Source organism: Streptomyces sp. NPDC087420 (assembly GCF_044744165.1).
GTDB lineage: Bacteria > Actinomycetota > Actinomycetes > Streptomycetales > Streptomycetaceae > Streptomyces.
The window spans coordinates 199,284-214,150 of sequence record NZ_JBIUXU010000011.1 but is presented as its reverse complement, the minus strand read 5'-3'; the positions used below and the strand labels follow the sequence as shown (position 1 = coordinate 214,150).

The 14,867-nt window shown below is 71.7% G+C and carries 11 protein-coding genes and 1 pseudogene; 8 read left to right on the top strand and 4 right to left on the bottom strand.

The features are described from left to right. Positions 1-237 precede the first annotated feature (237 nt). Positions 238-2,646 (top strand): endopeptidase La, encoded by a 2,409-nt coding sequence (gene lon, locus ACIO1C_RS23965; protein ID WP_401866664.1) that lies wholly within the window; start codon positions 238-240, stop codon positions 2,644-2,646. Between the two features lie 108 nt (positions 2,647-2,754). Here the strand turns inward: lon and ACIO1C_RS23960 are convergent. The 3 genes and pseudogenes from ACIO1C_RS23960 to ACIO1C_RS23950 form a co-directional block, all read right to left on the bottom strand. Then, a pseudogene (locus ACIO1C_RS23960) lies at positions 2,755-3,528 on the bottom strand (GntR family transcriptional regulator). Between the two features lie 2 nt (positions 3,529-3,530). Beyond that, positions 3,531-4,073 (bottom strand): GntR family transcriptional regulator, encoded by a 543-nt coding sequence (locus ACIO1C_RS23955; RefSeq protein ID WP_401866662.1) that lies wholly within the window; start codon positions 4,071-4,073, stop codon positions 3,531-3,533. Positions 4,074-4,124: 51 nt separating this feature from the next. Further along, entirely contained in the window at positions 4,125-4,967 is an 843-nt protein-coding gene (locus ACIO1C_RS23950; RefSeq protein ID WP_401866660.1) for a lysozyme, read from the bottom strand. A 218-nt stretch (positions 4,968-5,185) separates the two neighbouring features. Between ACIO1C_RS23950 and ACIO1C_RS23945 the strand changes: the two genes are divergently transcribed. Further along, complete coding sequence (locus ACIO1C_RS23945; RefSeq protein WP_401866658.1) at positions 5,186-5,674, top strand: MarR family winged helix-turn-helix transcriptional regulator; 489 nt, start codon at positions 5,186-5,188, stop codon at positions 5,672-5,674. A gap of 89 nt (positions 5,675-5,763) precedes the next feature. Here the strand turns inward: ACIO1C_RS23945 and ACIO1C_RS23940 are convergent, their stop codons facing one another. Further along, on the bottom strand, positions 5,764-6,555 hold the full coding sequence (locus ACIO1C_RS23940; RefSeq protein ID WP_401866656.1) for a hypothetical protein: 792 nt from the start codon (positions 6,553-6,555) through the stop codon (positions 5,764-5,766). Positions 6,556-6,883: 328 nt separating this feature from the next. On the opposite strand from ACIO1C_RS23940, the gene ACIO1C_RS23935 reads away from it, so the two are divergent. The 6 genes from ACIO1C_RS23935 (at position 6,884) to ACIO1C_RS23910 (ending at position 14,863) form a co-directional block, all read left to right on the top strand. Continuing rightward, positions 6,884-10,570, top strand: a complete 3,687-nt coding sequence (locus ACIO1C_RS23935; protein WP_401866654.1) for a nitrate- and nitrite sensing domain-containing protein — start codon at positions 6,884-6,886, stop codon at positions 10,568-10,570. Further along, a complete protein-coding gene (locus ACIO1C_RS23930) occupies positions 10,567-11,049 on the top strand; it encodes a roadblock/LC7 domain-containing protein (RefSeq protein WP_161312859.1) in 483 nt (160 codons plus the stop codon). Before ACIO1C_RS23935 ends, ACIO1C_RS23930 begins: the two co-directional genes overlap by 4 nt. After that, positions 11,046-11,516 (top strand): DUF742 domain-containing protein, encoded by a 471-nt coding sequence (locus ACIO1C_RS23925; RefSeq protein ID WP_401866652.1) that lies wholly within the window; start codon positions 11,046-11,048, stop codon positions 11,514-11,516. Before ACIO1C_RS23930 ends, ACIO1C_RS23925 begins: the two co-directional genes overlap by 4 nt. 160 nt (positions 11,517-11,676) lie before the next feature. After that, on the top strand, positions 11,677-12,270 hold the full coding sequence (locus ACIO1C_RS23920) for an ATP/GTP-binding protein (RefSeq protein WP_161312870.1): 594 nt from the start codon (positions 11,677-11,679) through the stop codon (positions 12,268-12,270). A gap of 5 nt (positions 12,271-12,275) precedes the next feature. Then, positions 12,276-13,556, top strand: coding sequence for a styrene monooxygenase/indole monooxygenase family protein (locus ACIO1C_RS23915; protein WP_401866650.1), 1,281 nt, complete (start codon positions 12,276-12,278; stop codon positions 13,554-13,556). A 77-nt stretch (positions 13,557-13,633) separates the two neighbouring features. Continuing rightward, positions 13,634-14,863 carry an acyl-CoA dehydrogenase family protein gene (locus ACIO1C_RS23910; RefSeq protein WP_401866648.1) on the top strand — a complete coding sequence of 410 codons (1,230 nt, stop codon included), beginning with the start codon at positions 13,634-13,636 and terminating at the stop codon, positions 14,861-14,863. Positions 14,864-14,867: the final 4 nt, after the last annotated feature.

Below are 14,867 nucleotides of genomic sequence, written 5' to 3'. Positions count from 1 at the left end.
TCCGGGGGACTGCTGGTGTCGTCGCTCTCGGTCCCATCCTGGTGCGCGGCGGGGGCCGCCGACAAACCGTTTCGGGTACGGGAAGCGTCACCCCCTTCAGGGCGTTACAGCTCCCGAGCCCCCGCCTCCAGTACGAGTACGAGAGTGATCGCTCAGAGCGAACGCCCCCGAGGGAACAACAGGAGGCTCACAAGCATTGAGCGGGTATAGCTCAACTTGAATGCTGAAGGGGAGATCATGGCTCTCACGTCCACATCGCTCACGCTTCCCGTGCTGCCGCTCGACGACGAGGTCGTGCTGCCCGGAATGGTGGTTCCGCTCGACCTGTCCGACGCCGAGGTCCGGGCGGCCGTGGAGGCCGCGCAGGCAGCGGCCCGCGCCGAAGGGGGCGGGGGCAAGCCGCAGGTGCTGCTCGTCCCGCGCATCGATGGGACGTACGCCGGCACGGGCGTGCGGGGCACCGTCGAACAGGTCGGCCGGCTCTCCGACGGCGACCCCGGCGCACTGATCCGCGGCCGTGGCCGCGTGCAGATCGGCGCGGGGACCTCCGGACCCGGCGCGGCCCTCTGGGTCGAGGGTCTGAGCGTCGAGGAACTGGCGCCGGACCCGCTGCCCGGTTCCGTCACCGACCTGATGAAGGAGTACAAGGCCCTCGCCGCGGACTGGCTGAAGAAGCGCGGCGCGTGGCAGGTGGTCGACCGCGTCCAGCAGATCGAGGACGTGTCGCAGCTGGCGGACAACGCCGGGTACTCACCGTTCCTCTCGACCGCGCAGAAGGTCGAGCTGCTGGAGACCACCGACCCGGTGGCCCGGCTCAAGCTCGCCACCGACCAGCTCCGGGAACACCTCGCGGAGCAGGACGTCGCGGAGTCCATCGCCAAGGACGTCCAGGAGGGTGTCGACAAGCAGCAGCGGGAGTTCCTGCTGCGGCGCCAGCTCGAAGCCGTACGGAAGGAGCTGCGCGGGCTCAACGGCGAGGGTGACGAGGACGAGTCCGACGACTACCGGACCCGTGTCGAGGCCGCCGACCTGCCCGAGAAGGTGCGGGAAGCCGCCCTCAAGGAGGTCGAGAAGCTGGAGCGCTCGTCGGACCAGAGCCCCGAGGGCTCCTGGATCCGCACGTGGCTGGACACCGTCCTCGAACTGCCCTGGAACGTCAGGACCGAGGACGAGTACGACATCAGGGGCGCCCAGCGGATCCTCGACGCCGAGCACGCGGGCCTGGAGGACGTGAAGGAGCGCATCACCGAGTACCTGGCCGTGCGCAAGCGGCGCGCGGAGCGCGGGCTCGGGGTGGTCGGCGGCCGTCGCGGCGGTGCCGTACTGGCCCTGGTCGGCCCTCCCGGCGTCGGCAAGACCTCGCTCGGTGAGTCGGTCGCGCACTCCATGGGACGTAAGTTCGTGCGGGTGGCGCTGGGCGGCGTCCGTGACGAGGCGGAGATCCGCGGACACCGGCGTACGTACGTCGGCGCGCTGCCGGGCCGTATCGTCCGGGCGATCAAGGAGGCCGGTTCGATGAACCCGGTCGTCCTGCTCGACGAGATCGACAAGGTCGGCTCCGACTACCGGGGCGACCCGGCGGCGGCGCTGCTCGAAGTCCTGGACCCGGCGCAGAACCACACCTTCCGCGACCACTACCTGGAGGTCGAACTCGACCTGTCCGACGTGGTGTTCCTCGCCACGGCGAACGTCCTGGAAGCGATTCCGGAGGCGCTGCTCGACCGGATGGAGCTGGTCAGGCTCGACGGCTACACCGAGGACGAGAAGGTCGTCATCGCCAGGGACCACCTGCTGCCCCGGCAGCTGGAGCGCGCGGGCCTGGAGCCCGGCGAGGTCACGCTGGAGGACGAGGCGCTGCGCAGGCTGGCGGGCGAGTACACCCGCGAGGCGGGCGTCCGTAACCTGGAGCGGTCCATCGCCAGACTCCTCCGCAAGGTCGCGGCGGAACACGAACTGGGCCGCAGGGAACTGCCGTTCACACTGGGCCCCGACGACCTCCGCAAGCTGATCGGCCGTCCGCACCACGTCCCCGAGTCCGCCCAGGACCCGGCGGAGCGCCGCACGGCGGTCCCGGGCGTGGCGACGGGCCTCGCGGTCACCGGTGCGGGCGGTGACGTCCTCTTCGTGGAGGCGTCGCTGGCCGATCCGGAGACGGGTGGCTCGGGTCTGACCCTGACCGGTCAGCTGGGTGACGTGATGAAGGAGTCGGCACAGATCGCGCTCTCCTTCCTCCGCTCGCGCGGCGCGGAACTGGAACTGCCGGTCGCGGACCTCAAGGACCGGGGCGTGCACATCCACTTCCCGGCGGGCGCGGTCCCGAAGGACGGCCCGAGCGCGGGCATCACGATGACGACGGCCCTGGCCTCGCTCCTCAGCGGCCGCCTGGTCCGCACGGACGTCGCCATGACCGGCGAGGTCTCACTGACCGGCCGCGTCCTGCCCATCGGCGGCCTGAAGCAGAAGCTCCTGGCGGCCCACCGCGCGGGCATCACGACGGTCGTGATCCCGAAGCGCAACGAGGCGGACCTGGACGACGTCCCGGCGGAGATCCTGGACAAACTGGAGATCCACCCGGTGACGGACGTACGCCAGGTCCTGGACATCGCCCTGTCCCCGGCGGAAATGAGGGTCCCGGCGGCGGCGTAAGGGCCCCGACCCGCTGACGACGGCCGCGCCCGCCTGGAACGTAGATTCCGGGGGGGCGCGGCCGTCGTTGTGTGCCTTGCGGCCGGATCCCGGCCCGCGCCGGTCACGTCACTCGGGCGTGAACTCGTACCGCAACTCGTAGAGATGACCGGCCTTGATCATGACGGTGGCCTCGATCGGGCGGTGGTCGTCGCTGTAGACGACGCGCAGCGTACGCAGCACGGGGAGGTCGCCGGGCAGCCGCAGCGCCTCGTACTGCTCCTGCGTGGGCACGCGGGCGGAGACGTGGTCGACGCTCAGGCGGGGCGGATGGCCGAGGCCGGCCAGGAGCGTCGGGGTGCCACCCTTGATCCGGCTGCGTTCCATGAGCGGCGTGCCGCGGGCGATGTCCGGTGGCTAGTACGAGTGCACGAGCTCCACGGGTTCGTCGTCCTGCGTCAGCAGCTGGTGTCGGAGCAGGGCGGTGCCGCCTTCCGGCAGGCCCAGGGAGGCGGCGACATCGGCCGGTGCGGTGACCTCGGCGACGGTGATGAGCTTGCTCCGGGCCTGGGCGCCCTGTTTCGCCGCCTCGCTCAGCCAGCGGTACGGCTCCCCGGCCTCGGCCGGTGCCATGTAGTCGGCGGGCCGTACCGTCCGCTGCCGGTGCTCCCGTACGGTCACGGCGGCGCCCGCGCGCCCGACGACCAGCCGCTCGTCCTTGAGGAGTGGCAGCGCCTTCTGCACGGTGGCGTTGGAGGCGTCGAACCGCTCCTTGAGCTGGGCCGTGGAGGGCACCTTGGCGCCGGGCGCCAGCTCGCCGGTCATGATCTCGTCGCGCAGGTCGGCGGCCAGCCGCTCGTGGAGCGACCGGCGGTCGTACGCGTCTTCCTCGGTCCTGGGCATGGTCAGCCGATCCGGATCTCGTAGCGCAGCCGCTGGAGTCGGGCGGGCATGGTGATCAGGTCGAGCTGGATGGGCCGGTCGGCGCTGTCGAAGGTGACGCGCGTCAGGTGCAGCAGGGGTTCGCCGGGTGGGATGTCCAGGGCCTCTTGCTCCTCTTCGCCGGGCAGGCGGGCGGTCACGTCCTCACGGACGCGTACGCCCACGTGACCCAGCTCGGCGAGGAGGGTGACGGCCCCGCCGGGGATCTTGGCCGTCCCGGCCAGACGGGTGCCGCGTGCGAGGGCGGCGGGGTAGTAGGTGTCCGTCAACTCACTGGGCCGGTCTTCGAGGTACATGACTCGCCTGCGAACGATCACCGTCTCCTCTCCGTCGAGGCCCAGCAGGTCGGCCACGTCCGGAGACATCGGCACCTCGTCCGCGTGGACGACGCGCTGACCGCCCCGCCGCCCCCGCGCGGCCAACTCCGCACCCCAGGCGTCCTGCTGCCCGTCGGGCCGCGGAGTCAGATACGGCAATGAGGAACTGACCCACTCGCTGACGCTCACGACGTCCTCCTGCTCCTGGTGGCCCTGCGGGGGCGGTCGTGCGGGGTGGTCTCAGCCGGTGGCCAGGGACTTTACGCCCGACAGGGGGCCGTTGAACTTGTTGTGGTCTCCTACCGTCGGGCCCGAGGACGTGTACTGCCAGATCGTCTGGAATTCCCAGCCCGCCGGGAGTTCGCCGACCGTCTTGTCGTAGCGGGCGATCCAGAGCGGGTTCGTGGTGCCGAAGCCCGCGTAGTTGTCCGTGCAGTCGCGCCACCAGTTCGTGGACGTGTAGATCAGGGCCGCGCGGCCCGTGCGGGTCTTGTACGTCGTCAGGAAGTCGCGGATCCAGGAGACCAGTTGGGTGGGGGTCTTGCCGTAGCAGGCCGCGCCGTACGGGTTCCACTCGATGTCCAGGACCCCCGGCAGCGTCCTGCCGTCGGAGGACCACGTCCCGCCGCCGTCCGCGAAGTACGTCGCCTGCTCGGCGCCGCCGGAGTCGTCCGGGGCGGCGAAGTGGTACGCGCCTCGGATCATTCCGGTGTTGTACGAGCCCTCGTACTGCTGGCCGAAGTAGGGATTCTTGTAGTAGCTGCCTTCCGTGGCTTTTACGTACGCCCACTTCACCCCGCTGTCCCACAGCTTGGCCCAGTCGACGTCCTTCTGGTGGCTGGAGACGTCCACCCCCTCTGTTTGCGCCACCCGTACGTCGGCGGGCGCGTCGCCTTGGCCCTCGTGCGTCAGGACTCCCGTGCCCATGTGCGCCGACCCCCTCGCCGGGGGGACGGAGGTGGGGGCGGCGGGCGTTGCCGTCGACGTCGACGGGAGTGTGAGGAGGAGTGCGGGGACGGCCAGGAGCGTGGCCGCCGTGGACCGTAACAAGCGGCCGGTCGTCGTGAATCCGGGCGTGGGCATGCGTGGTGCCTCCAGGGGGCGGGCCGGTGATCCGGATGGGGGATTTGGGCGGGTGATCCGGATGGTGATCCGGACGGGCAGCACGACGCTACGCACGGTCACCCACCCGCACGTGGCGCGGCACGCTGATGCCACTCCTACGAGCCTGCGAAATACTGTTCGGTACCCGCGGCAACGGCCGCCGGCCAGGAAAACCTTCAGGAGCGGGAAAGCGCGCGATGGCTGCTGACGTACACGCGAGCGGTACGGCACACGACCGGGCCCCGGCGGGCGGGCGCGGGGTGGACCACGAGTTCCTCGCTCTGGAGCGCGAGCTGGCCGTCTTCCTGCGCCGCGCCAGAGCCAACTCCGGCGAGATGGCCCGCGAGGTCCACCCGGAGCTGGAGCCCGCCGCGTACGGACTGCTCGTACGGCTGGAGGAGAGCGGCGGCCAGCGCGCCACCGCCCTCGCCGGGTACTTCGGCGTCGGCAAGGCCACCATGAGCCGTCAGCTGCGCGCCCTGGAGGAGCTGGGCCTCGTCACCCGCGAGCCCGACCCCGCCGACGGGCGCGCCTCGCTCGTGCGGATCACCGACGAGGGCCTGGCCCGCTTCCGCCAGGTGCGGGACGCGCGCCGCGACATGTACGTACGCCGGCTCGCCGAATGGGACCGCACCGAGGTCGCCGAGCTGGCCCGGCTCCTTCATCAGCTGAACAGCCGCGTCTAGGGCCTGTCCGGCGGGGCGCGAGGAGATCTGTGCGTACGTCACGGCTCCATGTACGTCACGGGTCCACGCAAGTCACCGGTCCACGTACGTCACAGCTCCACGTACGCCACCGTCGCGTCGTCACTCGTCTTCCAGCGCCGGAACACCGCCCCGTCCGGGTCCGCCGACTCCGCCGCCCGCACCCGGTCCACCAGCTCCTGCGGGCCGCTCTTGCGCACCAGCGCCAGGCAGTCCGCCCAGCCGCCCTCCCGGAACATCTCCACCCACCGCGCCGCCCCGTCCGTGAGGGCCAGGGCGCCGCGCACCTCCGCCGCGGGCGTCCGGCCCGTCACCGCCTTCGACGCGACCGCCGGGTCCGCCGCCGCCGTGAAGAAACCGCCCTCCGCGTTGCGCAGGGCGTCCGCCGTCGCGACCAGGCGCAGCGCCTCCCGGGGGATCCGGTCCAGGCGGTCGTCCAGCACGGCCCGTACCGCGCCGTCCGGCGACTCCAGCAGCAGGGTCGAGTCCGACAGCACCAGGTGCTCCACCGCGTCCGTGCCCCAGCGGACCAGGACGACCGTCGCCTGAGGCGTCCGTACGTGAGAAAGGTCACAGGTGTCACGGTGAGCGTCCGCCGTGCGCAGGATCGCCGCGGACAGGATCGCGTCGAGGGTCATATCCCGCCGTGAACCGGACAGTTCGACCAGTGCGCCGCCCAGCCGGGCGGTGAACCAGGGCACGCCGTGAACACAACCGTCACAAGCGTCGTCACCCGCCGGCGGGGTCACCCCGTCCAGGACCACCAGCACACCACCCTCGCCGCCCGCGGGCAGCGACACGGCTGTCCAGTCCTCATTGGGGCGTTCGGTGGTGCCGGGGGCGGTGACGAGTTCGATGCGCATGGAGGCCAGTCTGCACGACCCCCGCACCCTTCCGCATGGGTCCTTCACGCCGTCTGCATGGTTGGTCAGTGGCCTTTACACCCAGGTCAGACGGTGTGTTTCGGTGGTGGAGCATCCCTCCGGGGAGCTGCGGGCGCGCATCCTGCCAAAGCGTGCGCGTAAGGTCCACCCGGCGTAACAGGTTCCGGTAGTGCGCCCCCTGGGAAGAGTTGTTGGTCAACTCCTCTGTGATGTTGACTCGTTCAGGTGGCGGAGCGGCCGATGTCTCGTCGCTGACCGGATGTCATCTCCGCTTCATGGGCGGACGAGAACAAGAATGTGAGCACCGGTGCGAAAGAAGCGGCCTCGGGGCAACGGCGTCACGCGCGGTGAGACTCCGGGCGGCCCCCTGAACCCTGGAGCGAACGGGACCACCGGTGTCACCGGTGCCACGGGTGCTACTGCCGTGCCCGCCGGACGCCGGGCGCGGGTGCGCAACCGGCTCGTCGTCGGCGTTGCCCTTGTCGGGGTGACCGTTGTCGCGGCGGGCGCTCCCGGCCTCCTCATCGTCTCCGCCGACCTCAACGACGCGCAGAACCTGGTCACCCTCGCCCAGCTGAACCAGCAGGCCGTGACCCTCTCCCACTCCCTCGCGGACGAGCGCGACGAGGTCGTCGTGTTCATCGCGGCGGGGCGCGAGCAGGCGGGCGGCGGCGAGGGCGAAGGTGGCGACGGCGACAAGAAGAACGGGCACGAGGTCTCCGCGACCCGCAGCACCCGCGTCGACCGCCAGATCGACGAGATCCGCGCCGCCGCGACGGCCTCTCCCGGCCTCCTCCGCGATCTCGCCACCGTCCCCTCCCTCCGGCGCGCCGCCCTCACCGGCAAGGGCTCGGCCCTGGAGGCGTACCGCGCGTACTCGGACGTCATCGCCAAGCTCCAGGCCCTCGCCGACGAACTGGCCGAGAAGGCCCCGGCCGAGGCCGCCGACGGCACCCGCGCGCCCGCCGACCTCGGCCGCGCCGTCGAGCAGGCCTCCGCCACCCGCGGACTGCTGCTCGCCGCGCTCGCCGTGCCCGGCGCGCAGAGCGCGGAGCCCCAGTTCGACCCGGTCACGGGTCTGGCGCTGGAGCCGTCCGCCGGCAGCGACAGCAAGAAGAACGACGCGCTCCGCGACTCCCTCAGCGCGGCCGCCCAGCAGTCCCGCGTCCGGGAGCTGGGCGCCCTCGCCGACTTCGACCAGGCCGCGGGCGCCGAGGCGCGCGACTCCTTCGCGGCCACCGTCACCGGCCCGGACGTCAAGGCCGCCGACGGTTTCCTGACTCAGCTCACCGACCGGCCCGAACTGTCCGAGTCCGAGCGCCAGGCCGACCAGGAGAAGGTCGGCGCCGCGCTCTCCGCCCGGATCGACCAGATGCGCGGCGTCGAGTCCGGCCTCGGCTCCAGCCAGGTCGCCCGCCTGGAGACGCTGCGTGACGACGGCGTCACCGACCTGGAGCTGCGTATCGCGCTCCTCGGCGGCTGTCTGCTGATCGCCGTCGGCGTGTCCACGGCCGTCGCCCGTACGCTCACCCGCCCGCTCGCCGTCCTGCGGATCGGCGCGGCCCGCGTCTCGGGTGCGCCCGAGACCGAGGAGCCGATCAGGTTCACCGGCCGCAACGACGAGTTCGCCCAGGTCGTACGGTCCCTCAACACGCTGCACGGCAAGCTCCTCGACCTCTCCACCCGTACGGACCAACTGGACAGCGACCGCGACGACTTGATCGGCGCGCGCGAGAAGGTCGTCGCGCAGCGGTCCGAACTCCAGGAAGCCACGGCCGAGATAGGCGTCCAGCTCCAGCAGCTGCGCCACACCGTGCACCACACCTTCGTCAACCTGTCGCTGCGCACGCTCGGCCTGGTCGAGCGCCAACTAGCCGTCATCGAGGGCCTGGAGGAGCGGGAGCAGGAGCCGGACCGGCTCGCCACGCTCTTCAAGGTCGACCACCTGGCGACGGTCATGCGGCGGCACAGCGAGAACCTGCTGCTGCTCGCGGGGTACGAACACGCCCACGCGCCCACCGGGACCGTGCCGCTCGTGGACGTACTGCGCGCGGCGGTCAGTGAGATCGAGCGGTACGAGCGGGTCACGATCCAGGAGCTGCCGCAGCACATCCAGGTGGCCGGGTTCGTCGCGGACGACCTCAGCCACCTCGTGGCCGAACTGCTGGAGAACGCCGCGTCGTTCTCGCCGTCGGACGCCGAAGTGGAGCTCTCCGGCTGGCTGTTGGAGAACGGCGAGGTGATGCTCTCCGTCGAGGACCAGGGCGTCGGCCTGTCGGCGGCGCGGCTGGAGGAGCTGAACGCGCTCCTCGCCGAGCCGACGGCGGAGCCCGAGGCGGGCACCGGCCAGGTGGCCGACGGGCTCGGGCTGCGGGTGACCGGGCTGCTGGCCGCCCGTCATGGCGTACGGGTCGAACTGCGCGAGCACGAGCAGGGGGGCGTGGCCGCGGTGGTCGTACTGCCGCAGGCGCTGCTCCCGGCGGTGGCGGCGGAGCCGCGGGAGCCGCGGTCGAAGGAGAAGGCGAAGGACAAGCCGAAGGACAAGGCGCCCACGTTCCGGCTGCCGGGCTCGGTGGCGGAGTCCAACTCCAACGCCCTGCCGGGCCGTTCGGAACCGGACCCGTTGGTGGTGGCGGCGGAACAGGCGATCCTGAAGGCAGAGGCGACCGGGTCGCTGCACGCGGCTTCCGCCGACGCCGACGCCGACGCCGACGACCTGGCGGGCGACGCGGACTCGGGTGCGGACGCGGCGGACGGCGCTGCCCGCGCCCGAGGCACGGACACGGGCGCGGGCCCGGACGCGGCGGGCACCGCCCTGCCGCAGCGGGGCGCCGGTGGGAAGTCGGCGGAGGCCGACGAGGAAGCGTTGTGGGCGGCTGCGGAAGCCCGAAGCGGGGCTGCCGGATCCGTTCGGGACGCGGCGGACGCCGCCGTGCCGGGGCGGGACGCCGGTGTGGATCCGGCGGAAGCCGAGGAAGCGCTGTGGGCGGCCGCTGAGGCCCGGAGCGGCCGGAGTGGGGCCGCCGGGCCGGGCCGGGACGCGGACGCCGCCGAGGAGGCCCTGTGGGCCGCCGCCGAGGCCCGGAGCCAGGGGGCCGGGGCCGTCACGGGTGCCGTGCCCGCCTCCGCCGCTACCGACGCGTTGAGCGAGGCCCTCAGCCGGCTGAACACCGAGGACGCCGCCGCCGCTGCCGCCGCCGAGGAGGCCCTCTGGGCCGCCGCGGAAGCGCGGAGCGCCGCTACCGGTCAGGCCGGCGGGGTGGACGCGGCCGAGGCCGCCGCCGAAGCGCGCGGCGCGTCGTCGGGCGGTCCGGACGAGGAGCACGTCTCCGCCGCCACCACCCTGAGCGAGGCCGTCGACCGGTTGAACGCCGAGGACGCCGCCGCCGCCGAGGAGGCCCTGTGGGCCGCCGCCGAGGCGCGGAGCGCGGCCGGGGGTCAGGTCGGGGGCGTGGACGCGGCGGAGGCCGCGGCGGCCGCTCTGCGGGCCGCCGCCACGGCGCGCGAGGCCACGTCCGACGCTCCCGTACGAGACGGGCGCGGCGCCCCCGAGGGCACCCGTACCCGGCCCGGACCCGACACCGACCCCGACAACGCCCCCGTCGCCCCGGGGCCGTACGCCATCGGGCCCGACGCCCATGAACGCACCCCCGACCAGGACACCTTCACGATGCGGCTGCCCCGGCAGCCGGGCGCGGCTCCGGCCCGGACGGGGGACGGATCCCCCGCCCCCGCCCGGGGGGAACGTGTCACCGACAAGGGCCTGCCCAAACGGACCCCCAAGATCGTCACGCCAGTCCCCCTCGCCCCCCAGGAGCGGACCGGGAGCATCGACGCGGAAGAGCTGCGCCGCAGGCTCGGCGGCTTCCACCAGGGGGCGAAGAACGGCCGGCGCGACGTCGAGGCCGAGCTCGCGGAGCTGACAGAGCCCGAAGAGCAGACCGCGGTACACACCGAAGAGACGGGGGAGACAGTCGAGGAGGCACGCAGTTGACTGCGACCGGCACATTCGGACTGAGCAGCGAAGCCCGTAACCTGCACTGGCTGTTGAGCAATCTGGTCGAGGAGGTACCAGGAGCGCGTTCGGTCGCCGTCGTCTCGTCCGACGGACTGCTGCTCCTCTCCTCCGACCCGGAGCAGAACGCCGAGGCGGCCACCACCGTGACCCGGGAAGGCCCGCGCGGCTCCAGCGCCGATCTGGCCACCATCGTGTCCGGCATCGGCAGCCTCACGATCGGCGCGGCCAAGCTCATGGACGGCGGCGGGGTCAAGCAGACCATGGTCGCCATGGAGGAGGGCAGTGTCTTCGTCATGGTGATCAGCGACGGCTCGCTGCTCGGGGTGCACGCCACCCCGGACTGCGACATGAGCGAGGTGGCGTACCACATGGCACTGTTCGTGGGCCGCGCCGGACACGTACTGACACCCGAAGTACGGGACGAGCTACGCAAATCGATGGAGAGCGCCGAATGACGCCCGCCGACGGTGTCACCGGTGCGACCGCCGACGCCACCGAAGGCGGCGGCGGCAAGCCGGGCGGCGATCGAGGACGCAGGCTGCCGGTGCGCGGATCGGACCGCAGGCCCACCCGGGTCCGGCCCTACTCGCTCACCGGCGGCCGCACCCGCTTCGGCCATGTCCTGCTCGTGGAGACCTTCGTCGCCGCGATCGAACCGGCCGAGGAACGCAAGGAGTTGACCGACGGCGGACCGCCCGCGGGCGTGATGCCGGAGATGCTGGCGATCGTCGAGCTGTGCCGCCGTATGCGTACGGTCGCCGAGATATCGGCGCTGCTCAAGATGCCGTTGGGCGTGGTCAGGGTGCTGCTCAGCGACCTGGCCGACCAGGGAAAGATTCGTGTGTACGGGACAGGGCACGGCGACGGCCAGCCCGACAGAGCGCTGCTGGAAAGGGTGCTGAGTGGACTCCGCCGTATCTGACCTCTCCGATGTCGCCGAACAGGGGGCGACCGGAAAAGAGGCCACCGACCGGGAGGTCGAGGACAAGAACAAGGTCGGCACCGCCGACACGCAGGACCTCTTCACCCGGGACCCCGGAAGGAAGAAGGCCACGGCGGAAGCACCCGACGACGCGCCCCTCATGGTGCCCGAAGAGGACGCCAGGGCCTGGCAGTTGGACCGTACGCGCGCACCCGTCGCGACCAAGATCGTGATCGCGGGCGGGTTCGGCGTCGGCAAGACGACCTTCGTCGGGTCGGTCTCCGAGATCCCGCCGCTCCAGACCGAGGCGCTGATGACCCAGGCGGGCGCCGAGCTGGACGACGTCACGCACACGCCCGACAAGCTCACCACGACCGTGGCGATGGACTACGGCCGTATCACGCTCGACGACGACCTGGTGCTGTACCTGTTCGGTACGCCCGGCCAGCAGCGTTTCTGGTTCATGTGGGACGACCTGGTGCGGGGCGCGATCGGCGCGGTCGTCCTGGCCGACACCCGGCGCCTGCCCGACTGCTTCCCGGCGCTGGACTACTTCGAGAGCTGCGGGCTGCCGTACATCGTGGCCGTCAACCACTTCGAGGGCACTCCGCCCTTCGAGCCGGAGGACGTGCGCGAGGCGCTGACCGTACCGGAGCACGTGCCGATATTGATCATGGACGCGCGTGAACGGCTCACGGCGGTCAAGTCGCTCTTCACCCTGGTGCGTCACGCGCTCGCGTCCTCACCCGAGTAACCGCCGTGCGGAGGGTGCTCATCGTCGGGGCCGGTCAGTCCGGGCTTCAACTCGCCCTCGGACTCCAGTCGCACGGCTACGAGGTCACACTGATGTCGAACCGTACGGCGGACGAGATCAGGACCGGCCGGGTGATGTCCACCCAGTGCATGTTCCACACGGCTCTCCAGCACGAACGCGATCTCCGGCTGGACTTCTGGGAGGCGCAGGCGCCCAAGATCATGGGCGTCGGCGTCTCCGTCGCCGATCCCGCCGCGCCGGCCGAGCTGTCCCGTCCCGTGGACTGGCTCGGCCGGCTCGACGCGTTCGCCCAATCCGTCGACCAGCGGGTGAAGATGGCGGGCTGGATGGACACATTCGCCCGGCGCGGGGGCCAGTTGGTCATCCACGGCGCGGCCGTCTCCGACCTGGACTACTTCTCGCGTACGTACGACCTGGTCCTCGTGTCGGCGGGCAAGGGCGAGATCGTCTCCATGTTCGGCCGCGACGCGGCGCGTTCGCCGTACAGCAGCCCGCGCCGGGCACTGGCCGTCGCGTACGTGCACGGGCTCGGCCCCCGGCCCGAGCACCCCGCCGACGACGCGGTCCGCTGCAACCTGGTGCCGGGGGTGGGGGAGTTGTTCGTGATGCCGACGCTCACCACCGGCGGGCGCGCGGACATCCTGTTCTGGGAAGGGGTGCCGGGCGGCCCGCTGGACGTCTTCGAGGGGGTACGGGATCCGGCGGACGTGCTCTCGCTCGTCCTGGAGCTGATGGAGCGGTTCACACCGTGGGAGTACGGGCGGGCGACGAAGATCGAACTGACGGACGCGAACGCCACGCTGTGCGGGCGCTACACCCCGACGGTCCGTGACCCGGTCGGCCGGCTGCCGGGCGGCGGTCTGGTGCTCGGCGTCGCGGACGTGGTCGTCGCCAACGATCCGGTCACCGGGCAGGGGTCCAACTCCGCGTCGAAGTGCGCGGCGGTGTATCTGGACGCGATCCTCACGCGCGGGGACCGGGAGTTCGACGAGGCGTGGATGCGGACGGCGTTCGACCGTTTCTGGGACAGCGCGCGGCATGTCACCAAGTGGACCAACGCGATGCTGGAGCCGCCCCGGGACCACGTCCTGCGCCTGATCGCGGCGGGCACGCAGTACCCGGCGGTCGCGGACCGCATCGCGAACGGCTTCAACGACCCGGCGGACTTCGAGGACTTCTTCTACGAGGAGGAGAAGGCGGAGGGGTATCTGGCGAAGGTGGCGGGGGCGGCGAAGGCGGCGGGGGCGGGCGGCTCCGAGGCTTAGGAGACGTCTGTGGCGGACCGTAGCACCACTGTCCTTTATTGGATGAAATGGTCGCTTCGGGGTTAGCCTTGGACCGCATGACCGATACGAAGGCTCCCAGCACACCCGACCCCGGGGTCGAGGTCGCGGGACGGCCGTCGCGCTCCGGCCTGACCGGCGGAGAGCAGGCACTCGTGGCCGCGGCGGCAGAGCTCGTACCCCTCCTGCGGGACAACGCGGACCGGGCGGACCGCGACCGGAAACTGCCCGAGGAGAACATCGCCGCCCTGCGGGAGGCGGGTCTGCTCCGGCTCTCGGTGCCCGCCGCCTACGGAGGTCACGCGGTCGGAACGCGTGCGCTGCTGGCGGTTCTGGAGGAATTGGGCCGGGGCTGCGCCTCGACGGCCTGGGTGCTGTCCATCTTCTACAGCGGCGGCGTTTTCGCGGGTCTGCTGGGCGACCCGGTACGACAGCAAATCTGGGCCGGAAATCCTGACGCGACACTCTGCGGGGTGATCGGCGTGCCCGTCCCCGTCCGGACGGTGGACGGCGGTCTTGTCCTCGACGGTCAGTGGGGCTGGGCCTCGGGTCTGCACCACGCGGACTGGATAGGCCTCGACGTCGTGACCGAGCGGGGAGGCGCCCCGGAGCGGGGTGTGGCACTGCTGACGACCGCGGAACTCTCCACCCGGGACACCTGGCACATGACCGGCATGCGGGGCACCGGCAGCGACAGTGTGGTGGCGGAGGAGGTATTCGTACCGGAGGAACGGTTCCTGTCCTTCGCCAGGTCGGCGACCGGCGCCTATCGGCGCGGCGGTGAGGACGAAGCCCTGACGCGTACGCCCTTTCCCGAGGGCCTGATGGTTCCCTTCATCGGATCGCTGCTGGGCATGGGCAGGGCGGTGTACGAGCAGATCGTGGACAAGCTGAAGGCCGGCCGTCCCGTGGTCTCGGCGGCGAGCCCGCACGCGCGGGCCGTCGACGCCCCGGGCGTGCAGGCGAATGTGGCGGACGCGGCCACGCTCATCGACAGTGCGGTGCTCCAGGCGGGGCGCGCCGCCGACGACATCGACCGGGCCGCGCGCACCGGAGTGGCTCTGACTCCCGTGGTCCAGGCGCGCCTTCGGGTGGACACCAGTTTCGCCGCACGGCAGATCCGCCGGGCGGTGGACCTGCTGCTGGACGTCGGCGGGGCGAGTCGCTTCGACCTGTCGAGTCCGGTGCAGCGGATCTGGCGCGATCTCGGGACCGCGTCGCGGCATCCGGCGTTCACCGCCGAGATCAACCGGGAACGGTACAGCCGTCTGCTTCTCGGCATCGACTGACCCA

Coding starts and splice junctions, on each gene's coding strand:
- ACIO1C_RS23910 (WP_401866648.1), top strand. CDS start 13,634: ATGACCGATACGAAGGCTCCCAGCACACCCGACCCCGGGGTCGAGGTC.
- ACIO1C_RS23950 (WP_401866660.1), bottom strand. CDS start 4,967: ATGCCCACGCCCGGATTCACGACGACCGGCCGCTTGTTACGGTCCACG.
- ACIO1C_RS23945 (WP_401866658.1), top strand. CDS start 5,186: ATGGCTGCTGACGTACACGCGAGCGGTACGGCACACGACCGGGCCCCG.
- ACIO1C_RS23920 (WP_161312870.1), top strand. CDS start 11,677: ATGGTGCCCGAAGAGGACGCCAGGGCCTGGCAGTTGGACCGTACGCGC.
- lon (WP_401866664.1), top strand. CDS start 238: ATGGCTCTCACGTCCACATCGCTCACGCTTCCCGTGCTGCCGCTCGAC.
- ACIO1C_RS23925 (WP_401866652.1), top strand. CDS start 11,046: ATGACGCCCGCCGACGGTGTCACCGGTGCGACCGCCGACGCCACCGAA.
- ACIO1C_RS23940 (WP_401866656.1), bottom strand. CDS start 6,555: ATGCGCATCGAACTCGTCACCGCCCCCGGCACCACCGAACGCCCCAAT.